This is a genomic window from Paraburkholderia sp. UCT70 (assembly GCF_050434085.1).
GTDB classification, from domain to species: Bacteria; Pseudomonadota; Gammaproteobacteria; order Burkholderiales; family Burkholderiaceae; genus Paraburkholderia; species Paraburkholderia tuberum.
Genome location: NZ_JBNPVZ010000003.1, coordinates 1,161,033 through 1,172,965, shown reverse-complemented (window position 1 = coordinate 1,172,965; position 11,933 = coordinate 1,161,033). Strand labels below are relative to the sequence as shown.

Genomic DNA, 11,933 nt, shown 5'->3' with positions numbered 1-11,933 from the left:
GGACCGGTTTGTCGTGATGGTGATCGCGGTTGAGCGGCTGCAAATCTGGGGGGATTCCCCATTCCGTTGTCGGGTTATGCCTATACCTTTGTGCAGGCTATTGCCAGTCGCGCAGTTTCGCGCGGACTCGCCGCCTCACGCATGTATCGCTTGCGCTGCAGGCGAGGCGGAGATTTCCTACCGTGCTTTGGGGCGTTCCATCCCATGACACGAGCCTTCGGATTCACGACACTGAGTTCCAGATTCGTGTGGCGGCTGCGGCTTGACATGCAGGGTCGGCGCGCGCATGGCGACTCCGCAGGTCCAGGCTCGGGCTTGCGATCACCTCAGACGCATGCCACGTGTTGCCGCAGGATCCATGCAGCATGCCAGCGTGCGTCGCGCAGGCAGATCGTCCGTTCGCAGGGGGGGTTATGTTGAGTACTCGCTTGTTTCGCCTTGGGTTGCCGGCATTTCTATGCCTCGTCATCTCGATACCGGCGTTCGCGCAGTCGTTCCGCGTGCAATGTCCGAACGGCACGACACTGCATAAATCGCTCGACGGCAAGGTCGACTCCATGGTGTCCGGAGATCCGAACCGGCCAACTGCCGCGAACGCGAACCCCCAGATCAAATGCCAGCACATTTCCGGCGGCGATGGCTACGCAACGATGGCCGATGGTCAGCAGATCTATCTGTTTGCCTTCGGCCCTCTGTCTGGCCTGTCGGACATTTCGATGGGTCTGCCGGGCACCCAGCCGGCGTCGGTGTTCAACGGACCGTTCGTCGGGCCGACGTTTCCAGGTGAAACCGCGGCCCCCAACAACGCGGCTATCAAGGAGCCTGCGTTGATGATGAACGATGGCGTGCTCGCGGGGCAGGCCCCCGCGCCGACCATGGCGCTCGACGAGGATGACGAGTTTTACCTCACCTTGTCGAACGTCGGCATGATCATGCGGCCGGACCTGTTCGAGCAGCACACGGTGCATTTTCACGGCTACCCGAATGCTTCGTCGTTCTTCGACGGGGTGCCCGACGCGTCAGTGGCGATCAACATTGCGGGCAGCTTCACCTATTACTACACCGCGCCCGACGCCGGCACCTACTTCTGGCATTGCCACATCACGCCGCCCGAGCATCTGCAGATGGGCATGGAAGGCCAGATCTTCGTGCGCCCCCGGCAGAACCGCCTGAAGCCGGGCGCAAACCTGTACACCGCGCTGCACGACTACGAATACCCGTTGCAGCCAATCAGCGTCGCGGCGACGGCGCACTACCCGAACGTGTCGTTTCCGCCGGAGGATTGCCGCAAGGACGTCCTGTGTTCGACGCCGCTGCCGCGCCGGGACACAGGTGCCTTGCAGGCGCCGGGCGTGCTCTACGCCTATAACGATGGCGACGGCTCGACGCGCTACGACGTCGAGTATCCGATCCAGATGATGGGCTTCGACCCGAACTTCCACTTCATCGGCATGACCTTCAACCCCGAGCCGTTCGCAGACATGAAGGACAGATATTTCATGCTAAGCGGCCGCAGCTATCCGGATACGATCGGCGTGCCAGGCTATGCCGGACTGCCCACGGCCACGACGAACCCGACGGCGACCGGTGCGATCACGACCATGGATTCGGACGGCGTGTCGCGCGTATCGCAACCGATGCCGAGCCTCATCACGATCAACAAGAGTGCAGGGCAGACGCGGGCACTGCTGCGGGTGTCGAACCTGAGCGTCACTGAATATCACACGCTCGCGACCGAAGGCGTGCCGATGCTCGTCATCGGCTTTCATGCGCGCCTGTTGCGCGACATGGCCGGCGCGAACATGTACTACACGACGAATTCCCTGACGATCGGGGGCGGCGAATCCGCAGACGTCATCCTCGACGTGACGAATATTCCCCAGGGCACGTACTTCCTCTACACCACACAGCTCGATCACCTGTCGAACGACGCCGAGAATTTCGGCGGCATGATGACTGAGATCCGGGTCTTATAGGAGCGCCCGGTAATGTACTCATTGAAGACATACGGTGCGGCGGTCATCCGTGCGATCTTGGTCGTGCTGGTGCTGGTGGTCTCAGCCGGTCTGTGGTGCCGGGGCGCACGCGCGGCGGTCCCGGGCATCACGGGTGGCGCGGGCACTCCGACTTTCAATCTGGTCGCGAGCGCCGGGACGACTTCCCAGCCGGACGGCGCGTCGATCTACACGTGGGGCTACGGCTGCGGCAAGGCCGGAGCCTCGGCCGGGCTGATCACCGCGGTGCCGCCAGCGGGCTTCGTGCCTGCGGCGCTCGCCGGCATCAGCACGTGTCCGGCCATGCAGCTGCCCGGCCCGACGATGGTCGTCACCGAAGGCGACACCGTGACCGTCAACCTCACGAATGAGCTGCCAGTGGCGGCGGGCAATACGTCGCTCATCTTCCCCGGCTTCAAGGTAGGCACGAGAAACGGCATGGCGGGCGTGCTGACGCGCGAGGCGCAGCGCGGCGCCACCGTGACGTATTCGTTCCTGGCGACGAAGCCCGGCACCTATGTTTACCATAGCGGCACGCAGCCGGAGCTGCAGATCGAGATGGGCCTTTACGGCGTAATCGTCGTGTTGCCGAAGACGCCGGCCGCCGTCTGTCAGTCAAACGCACTCGGATCGCAGACTGACTACCGGCTCTCGAGCGCCGCGTATGACTCTCCGCGGACCTGTTACGACCGCGAATATCTGTTCCAGCTGATGGAAATGGATTCGACGATCCATGCCAATGCGCTGGAACAGGTCAGGGAGTGCGACGCGGCCATCGCCGCGAGTCCGCAGGCGAAGTGCGGGCCCATTGTCGTGAAGACCGAGCCCTACCACCCGAACTATTTCCTGATCAACGGCCGCTCGATGCCGGACGACATGGACGGCCCATTTTCGCCCGCCTATCCGAGCCAGCCGTACAACGGCAATCCGCACCTGCATCCGGGCGAGACCATGCTGATCCGCGCAGTGGGACAAGGCCGCATCCAGCATCCATTGCACATCCACGGCAATCATGCGCGCGTGCTGGCGCGGGACGGCAACATGCTGCTTTCCGCGGTCGACCAGCAGAGCCTCGCCGGACCGCTGATCTTCACCTTTCCGACCGTGTCGGGGCAGACCGTCGATGCGCTCTTCCAATGGAGCGGCAAGGGACTGAACTGGGATGTCTACGGCCACACCTACGCCGGCGCGCCGGCGGGTCCGAGCAGCGTGGGCAATGGCGACCCGCAGCCGTGCTATCCGGACGTCAACGGCTTTTTCACGCGTGCGAGCAATCCTCCGGCGACCCCTGGCGTCACGCCGAACTATGGCGAATGGTGCGCCGACCACAACAAGCCGATCCCGATCACACCGACTGATCCGAATATCGTCGCCAACGGCCTGTGGTATGGCGGAACGCCTTACCTGGGTCTGCAGACCATTCCCAGCGGCAGCGCGCAGTTCATCTCGACGCCGCGTCCGCCGGGATTTGCGAGCCAGAACCCCAGCGCCGGTTACGCATTCATGTGGCACTCGCACGACGAGCGCGAGATAACAACCAATGACGTCTTCCCGGGCGGCATGATGATGATGATGATCATCGATCCGCCGGCCGCGAAGATTGACGAGTCGCAGTGACCCGAGCGCGCAAAAGGAGTCTTAAGCATGAGATCCCTGATCAATCGACTGACGTCGAAGTCAGCATGTGTCTGCGCTGCGCTGATGTGCCTCGCATCTCTCGCGTCTGCGCAAACGGTCACGACGGTCAACCTGACTGCGCAGCGCATGACGACGACCCTGACGGACGGCTCGACCGTGCCGATGTGGGGCTATTGCACGAACGACGCGGCGCAGGGCGCCGCGCTCGGCGGCGGCAGTCTGCGCAACGCCAACGTCTGTTCGCGCACGGCCGCGGGATCGACCAAGGCCGTGCCAAACACCATGTGGGCGCCGGGGCCGACGATCGTCGTGCCGGTCGGCAACAAGCTGAGCATCAATCTCACGAATAAGCTGCCTGGCGGCACCTCCACGTCGCTCGTGATCCTCGGGCAGATCGGCGGCAGCGCCGGCCAGCCGACGCGCGACGTCGCCGGGCCGATCGTCCACCCGGCGGTGACCACCACGACGTGGCCCACCAACACGCCGGTGCCCACGGGCTCGAAGGGCTTCGTGCCCCCGCTGCAGGCCGCCCGCGCGCGCGCGTTCGCGCAGGAGGCAAGCTCAAGCGGAACCGTGTCGTATACATGGAATACCAATATCGCACCGGCCGGCGCGAACCCGACGTACCTGAAGCCCGGCACCTACCTGTACGAGACGGGCAGTCATCCGTCGCTGCAGGCGCCGATGGGTCTGTACGGCGTACTGGTTGTCACGTACGCGCCGCTGTACGAAGTCGAGGCCGCTGGCACCCCTGATGCCGAGATCCATCTGTCGAACGACCCGCGCGCCGAGGGCAAGGCATTCCCGGGCGCATACCGGAGCGCCGGCCCGGCGCTCGCGTCGCTGGACGATGTGCCTTATGACATGGACGCCGTGCTGCTTTTCTCGGAGATCGATGCGGTCCAGAATGCGGCGGTGGATGCCGCTGCTGTCGCGGGCACGAGCGAGGCGATCCGCTGGAACGATCCGCAGTGCGCGCAATCCCAGAAGCCCGCGATGGTGGTCAACGGGGTCGCCCAGGCTCAGATTCCCTGTTATCCGGCCGCCGTCAACTATGCGCCGACGTATTTCCTCGTCAACGGAAAATCGTATGACCAGTCGAATCCAGCGGGGACTTCGGTGGCGCTGCCCGACCTCCGGGGAAGCGACAACAACGCGCTGAGCGGCAACGTGCTGGTGCGGATGGTCAACGCTGGATCGCGCACGCATGTGCCGTCGATCGTGGGGCAGCCGTTCCAGCTGATTGCCGAGGATGGCAATGTCGCGCCGGGCATGCCGAAGATCCAGAACGAGGTGAACATGCCTGCGGGCAAGACGATCGATGCGATCGTCCGGCCGACGAAAAATGCGACCTCGTACACCGACGCGGTGTTTGCGTTCTTCGACCGCGCATTGGGCCTGACGACGGCCAATGAGACAGCGGGCGGCTTCGAGGGCTATATGGCCGTGACCACCGCGAGCAATGTCACGGCCAGCCCCAGCGGCTTCATCGCGGGGGTCAACAAGGCGATCGGGGGCAGCGCGCGGCCGGCTGCGGCGGCGCAGGCGAATCCGGACAATTACACGCTGGCGCCGAATGCGACAACCTTTAGCAATAACGTGCTGACGAATGACATCGGCGTGACCAGCGTGGCGATCAAGGGCGTGACGCCTGCCGCCGGCACGACCTCGACGACGCTCGCGCTTGCCCACGGCAGCGTGACGCTCAACAGCAACGGCACGTTCACCTTTACGGTCACGGCCGCGCCGACCACCACGCCCGCAAGCGATACGTTCACGTATTGCGGTAACGCCGGGGCCGCGTGCGCGCTCGTTACGCTGGCGTTCGAGGCGACGGGCGCAGCGCCGACTGCCACCGGACGGCAATACGACAATACGGTGGCGAGTGCCTTTCCGAGCCGGGTATCGTCGCTGCTGAAAGTGCCGCGCGGCGCCGGCCTGCTGGTGGGGGCGTCGGATCCGGGCAATTTCCCGATCACCGCGAAGCTCTCGGGCACGGCGCCCTCATGGGTCACGCTGAATCCGGATGGCTCGTTTGCGGCCACGCCGTGTTCGCCAGCGCCGGCCACGTGCACGTTCCAGTTCGTGGTGGTCAATTCGCAGGGAACGTCGAGCGCGGCGCAGACGGCCACGGTCGTGTTCCCCGCCGGCAGCGGTTTGCCAGTGAACCTTGTGGACGCGCAGAGCGGGACCGCGTTGCCCAATGATTACGGCTGGATCATCGAAGAGGATCAGACGTGGCATAACCCGACGCCGGGCGTCACGCCGCCGGTCGTCAACGGCGCGCCGCAACCGAGCCTTGCGACCAGTTTTTTCCGCAGCTACATGCCGGTGGTGGCCGCCGGCTGTACCGGACCGCTCAGTTGCGGCGACGCGCAGACGAACGGCGGGACGGCCGCGGGTGCCAAGACCCGGTCGATGCCCTCCGACGTCGCGCTCGACCCGACGAAGTGGTATTTCATCTCGATCTTGCCGGGTGACGCAGCGAACCCGTTCATCGCCGGTTATGCCAATGATCCCCTGGTCAACCCGGGTTGCCTGACGCCGAGTTCGTCGACCGCCAACGACGCGAAATGTGGTCACACGATGAGCGGCGTATCGGTCCCACCGCCTGCCGGCGGCACGTATCAGACCGCGACGATCAAGGTCGAGCCGAATCCGCTAAAGCCGGCTCAGCTGTCGATCTATATCTTCGAGGACAGCAGCCCGACCAACGGCGACCCCGACGCCATCGAACACGGCCTCGGCGGCTTCGAGATCGCGATCTGGGACGTGGCGGGCCGCAGCGGCGACCCGATCGGCCAGGTCACGTATGACACCTTCAACCAGCCGCTGACGAACGCGCTGCTCGGCACGCCAGGCTGCCCGAACGTCTATAGCCCGACCGCGTCGGGCGTGCCGTCGACGCATCCGAGCTATGCGGGCAAGGATCTGACCGGCGTCGTCATCACCTGCCCGAATGATCCGAAGGATCCGGCCAACCCGTCGGCGGACTACGCGCTGCAGGGGCAGGCGCTCGTCAAGAACCTGATGCCGGGACGGTTCGACGTGATCGCGCACCCGGGCGCGGCGCGCGAAGGCGCAGGGGAGATCTGGTATCAGGTGTCCACGCTCGAGGGGACGCCCGCACAGGATGCGTTCACGAAATCCGGCGAGCCACCTTACTTCCAGGAGTTCGGGCCGCCCGGGTTCCACACGTTCATCGGTTTTGTGAATCCGGCCCATATCGCGCAGCAGAACGTCATCGCGACGCACGTGCCGGTCGGCGGCGTGCCGCCTGCGAATCCTAACGGTGACACGGAAGGGCCGCCGGTTACCGGACCGATACCTCTTGCGACCACGTCGGTGACCGGCCGCATCACGAGCCTTCACATGTCCCGGCCGGTCATGGAAACCTTGTGGGACTCCGCATCCCGGGCGGCGCTGGCGTCGTCCACGTGCTTCGTCGGAATAAACCAGCAGGGCGAACTCGGCCTGAATATCGGCTTTGCCGCGTGCGATCCCAATGGCAACTTCAAGCTGGATAACATTCCCGTCGGTTCCTACATGCTGGTGGTCTGGGATCAATGGCTCGACCAGATCATCGCCTCCAAAGCCGTGGAGGTCACAGCCAAGCCGACTCCCGACTCGAACGGCAATCCCGTGCCCGCAGGGCCGATCGCGATGGGGGATGTGCCGGTATTCAGCTGGTTCACGCGGGTCGAAGCCAGCGCGTTCACCGACTCGAACGGCAACGGCGTGCGTGACGCGGCCGAACCAGGCATTGCCCAGGTGCCGGTGCGTATCCGCTACCGCGACGGCTCCGTCTCGAATACCCTGCTTACCAACTCCGACGGCAACGCGGTGTTCAATGAACTGTTCCCGCTCTTTAACTGGTATGTGGTTGAATCCGACCGGACGCGTTACGCGAGCACAGGCGTGAACGTGACGGTCGACGGCGGTGGTCTCGCCGATTGTGTGACGTATAACGCCACGACCGGACAGGGAACGCTCGGCGGCAGCAACCAGAACAGTTCGCAGCCGTGCTCGAGGACCGGCGGCATTCTGAATTCATCGTATGCATGGACGGATCCCATTTCGGGCAAGACGTATGGCGCCGCGCCGCAGGGCGCGCCGATCGCGACAAACCGTGTCGATCCCCCGGGCGTGCAATACGAAGGACTGCAGGGCTTCATCAACCAGACCCAGATGCTCGACTGGGGCAAGCGTCCGTTCGCCGCCGGCGAGAATGGGGGGATCGAGGGGATGGTTGTGTACGCATCGACCCGTGGTTTCGACGACCCGAGTCTCGAGGTTCAGTTCATGTGGGAGCCGGGCGTGCCACGGGTGCAGATCAACCTGTACCGCGAGACGCCGAACCCGGACGGCACCACGGGGCTGACGCTCGTCAACTCGACCCGAACCACCAGTTGGGACGACTACGCGAACGGCACGAAGGCGAACGGAACGCCTAACATGATCTGTCCCGGCCAGGACGCGGCCGATCCGTTCCTGTCCTACACGCTCGGCACGGCGAACCAGTTCAGATGCTATGACGGCTTCCACCTGTGGAACCAGGTGCAGCCTGCCGTGTACGACGGCGCATACGCGTTCTCGACCGATTCGGCGGGCCATCCGCTCGCGCCGGGCAAATACGTCGTTGAAATGATTCCGCCGCCCGGCTACGAGGTCGTCAAGGAGGAGGACAAGAACATCCTGATCGGCGATGCGTGGGTGGCGCCCGCTGCCCAGCAGTTCGCTGCGCTCTCGAACATCTTCATTATCCCCGACCAGGCGCAGGTGGCCGCCTATTACAACCCGGCGAACCCGAACAACCCGACGACGAGCCTCGGTTTTCAGGGGGCCAAGCTGCAGTTTCCGAGCTGCGTTGGCACGCTGCGAACGGTACCTGATTTCATGAGCCTCTTCCCGAGCTCGGGCCAGGTGGCGCCGTTTGCGGGCGCGACCAAGGCGCTGTGCGACCGCAAGGAAGTCACGCTGAGCGACCAGATGACCGCGCCGGCGAACTTCTACGTGTTCAGCAATACGCCGGTGGCAGCCCACTACACTGGGCTGATCCTCGACGACGCCGCGAGCGAAATCAACGCTGCGTCGCCGGACTTCGGCGAGAAATTCGCCGCCTCGTATGCGCCCGTGTCGATCCGCGACATGAACGGCGTGGAAATCTCGCGTACGTACTCGGACCAGTGGGGCACCTACAACGGCATGACGCCGTCCACCTGGCAGGTGAACGTGCCGAACCCGGCCGGCTACTCGCCAAACATGCTCGTCACCTGCATGAACGATCCGGGGCCCATGCTCGATACGCGTCCTGGTTCGCCGACGTACGGCCAGATGATTACCGACCCGCTTTTCAATCCGTCGTTCAGTAACTTCTGCTATACGAACCCGTTCATGCCCGGTGCGACGGTGTATCTGGACACGCCGGTGCTGCCGGTGGCGGCGTTCGCGGACGGTTATAGCCCGCCGGATTGCGATTACCCCGATGCCACTCCCGCGGTCAAGCGCGTCGACGGGGACAACGTGGGTCCGTGGGTGGCGGCCGCCGATGGCACGCATACGCTGCGCATCGCCGCGCTCGGCGATGCCGACGTGCCGAATCCGGTGTACCAGGGTCCGTCTGCGACGGCCGCGCCGTTCAACCAGCGTACGGTCAAGCGCCACTACGGTTTCGGTTCGACCCCGGGCACCGCCAGCGTGAACGGCGTGCCGCTCACCAACGTGTCATGGTCGGACGGCCTGATTACCGGCAGCGTCGCGAGCGGGACGACCTCGGGTGAACTGTCAATCACGAACGCCAACGGCACGAACAGCGTCGATGCCGTGACGGTCGACATCGGAGGCAATGCGCCGGTGGTGGTCACGCCGGCGGCGGCACCGACCGGCAGTGGCCATGCCGCAGGCTTCCCGCATCCGATCCAGGATGCGATCGACGCCGCGCGGCCAGGCGACCTGATCATCGTCGACGCCGGCGTGTATCCAGAGCTCGTCATCATGTGGAAGCCGGTCCGGCTGCAGGGCGTCGGCGCGGCTTCGGTGACAATCAACGCGGCCAAGTATCCGACCCAGAAACTCGACGACTGGCGTCCGCGCATCAACCAGCTGTTCGGCCTCAACCCCACTGCGCCGAGCAATAGCGGTGGAACCGCCGACACAGGTGGCGCCGGCGAACTGGTGAGCAATCCGCAGATCGATCCGTTGCCGACCCAGCTGCCGATCACAGGTGGCGTGGTCCTGCTCGAGCCGACCATCCTCGCCACGGAGGAGGGCGCGGGCATCACGGTGCTGGCGAAGGGCGTCGGACGCGACGGCGTGACGCCGCTCACGGCGAGCGACTGCAGCACCAACCCGAACTCGCCGATGAATGCGGGAAGCAGCTATTTCCAGGTGACCTCGTATAACAACGGCGTGCCGAGTGCGACCACCTTGACGTCGACCGGCTGGAAGATGTCCGACTCGAACTTCCTGTGTGCGTTGTCGCGCATCGACGGGCTGAGCATCACCGGCAGCGACGCGGGCGGCGGTATCTATGTGAACGGCTGGGCACATGGCCTCGAAATCGCCAACAACCGCATTTTCAGCAATGCGAGCGCGATGCACGGCGGCCTGCGCGTCGGCAGCCCGTTCGAGGAAGAAACCCCACCGGCAGACGGCTATGGCTACGACAACAACGTCCGCATCCATCACAACTCGATCACCCGTAACGGGACGGTCGAGCCGACGCCCGCGGCGGGCAGCGTGAACGTCACCGGTTCCGGCGCCGGCGTGGCGATCTGCACCGGAACCGACAACTACGCGGTCAACTACAACTTCATCTGCGGCAACTACAGCAACGGCAATGGCGGAGGCATCGGAGCGATAGGGGTCAACATGAACGGCACGATCGCGCACAACAAGATCCTGTTCAACCAGAGCTGGCAGCAGACGGCAGCCGTGCATGGTGGTGGCATCGACATCGAAGGCGACCTGACGGCCGCGACCACGCTCTCCAACGGGACCGGCAACGTCACGATCGACTCGAACCTGATTGTCGGCAACTTCGCGCAGGGCGGGCATGGCGGGGGCATCCGCCTGCAACAGGTGAACGGAAACGACGTCGTGACGAACCCAAGCAACCCGGCGAAGTGGTACCGCGCCACGGTTACCAACAACATCATCGCCAACAATGTCGCGGGCTGGGCCGGCGGTGGCATCTCGCTCGTCGATGTCCTGAACGCGGCGATCCATGAGAACACGATCGCCAGCAACGACAGCGCAGCGATCGCCGGCGCGCTGTTCGGCACCAGCGGACGGGGCCCGACCACGGCTTACCCGAGCCCGGCCGGCATCAGCACCGAGATGACTTCGGCGGCCCTGCTCGCAGCCTTGCCCACGACCGCGACCGGCAACGTGCCCGAGACGGCGACCAAGGCGCATAACAGGTACTCGAACCCGGTGCTTTTCAACGACATCATCTGGCACAACCGGTCGTTCTTCGTCGACGCGAGCACGGGCGCAGCCAACGTCTGCTCAAGCAACAACGTGGCCGACGCGGGGCATAGCTGCACCGTGTTGCCGGTGTCGCCCGCGGCGGGCGCCTGCACCGGCACCCCGGCGTACTGGGATATCGGCACGGTCGGCGACAGCTCGGCGGCTGTGTCGAACTTCCGGCTGACCGATCTCAACGATTCGGTGGTGTCCGCGGGAGGCTCCGTCTATGACGGCACGACCGGCACCGGCATGTCGACCAGCAATCCAGGCCTCGCGAAAATCTACTGCAACGGGCCGCGCGCCAACCCGGCGTTCAAGTTCGAACCCGGTCAGCCGTTCCTGCCACCGTTCAGCCTGGCGGCCGGCGTGACGCTGGACGAGGCAGGCAACTTCGTCGACCTCAAGTATGGTCCGCTGTCGCTGTCCGATCCGCTGCAACCGGGGTATGTCGCGTATGGCGACTACCACGTGACGGGCACCGGCGCTGCGTTCAACCAGGGAACGCTGAAGGACCCGCAAAGTCAGGTCTCGGCAACGAGCTTCGACTTTGGCGGCGCCGCGCGTCCGGCACCGGGACGCGTGTCGGGCGTGGATATCGGCGCGACGCAGGTTACGGTGCCGGGGGCTCTCGCGCTCACGCCGCTGTCGCTGCGGGCGGCCCTCGCTGCAGCGTTGCCGAAGCTGAATGCCGCGGCGTTGCCGAAGCTGAATGCCGCGGCGTTGCCGCCGGTGAGGGGCGCGGCGTTGCCGCCGCTGTCGCTGCCGGGCGGCATACTACCCGGGACTGCGCCATGAGGCAGGTGACCTTGCGCGCGTTGCGCACCTTGAGCG

Annotated in this window: 3 protein-coding genes; all 3 read left to right on the top strand. The window is 64.9% G+C overall.

Annotated elements, in window-relative coordinates; genetic code table 11:
• The first annotated feature begins 413 nt into the window (after nt 1-413).
• Genes OKW41_RS23335 through OKW41_RS23325 form a run of 3 tightly spaced genes read left to right on the top strand, consistent with a single transcriptional unit; the run spans nt 414 to nt 11,897 of the window.
• Complete coding sequence (locus tag OKW41_RS23335; protein ID WP_429574092.1) at nt 414-1,976, top strand: multicopper oxidase domain-containing protein; 1,563 nt, start codon at nt 414-416, stop codon at nt 1,974-1,976.
• Nucleotides 1,977-1,988: 12 nt separating this feature from the next.
• Nucleotides 1,989-3,611: a multicopper oxidase domain-containing protein gene (locus OKW41_RS23330; protein WP_429574091.1), complete on the top strand. Its 1,623-nt coding sequence runs from the start codon at nt 1,989-1,991 to the stop codon at nt 3,609-3,611.
• 27 nt (nt 3,612-3,638) lie between these two features.
• Nucleotides 3,639-11,897 (top strand): SdrD B-like domain-containing protein, encoded by an 8,259-nt coding sequence (locus OKW41_RS23325; protein ID WP_429574090.1) that lies wholly within the window; start codon nt 3,639-3,641, stop codon nt 11,895-11,897.
• Nucleotides 11,898-11,933: the final 36 nt, after the last annotated feature.

Excerpts from the sequence above, each read along its gene's own strand:
- OKW41_RS23335 (WP_429574092.1), top strand. The coding sequence starts at position 414 with ATGTTGAGTACTCGCTTGTTTCGCCTTGGGTTGCCGGCATTTCTATGC.
- OKW41_RS23330 (WP_429574091.1), top strand. The coding sequence starts at position 1,989 with ATGTACTCATTGAAGACATACGGTGCGGCGGTCATCCGTGCGATCTTG.
- OKW41_RS23325 (WP_429574090.1), top strand. The coding sequence starts at position 3,639 with ATGAGATCCCTGATCAATCGACTGACGTCGAAGTCAGCATGTGTCTGC.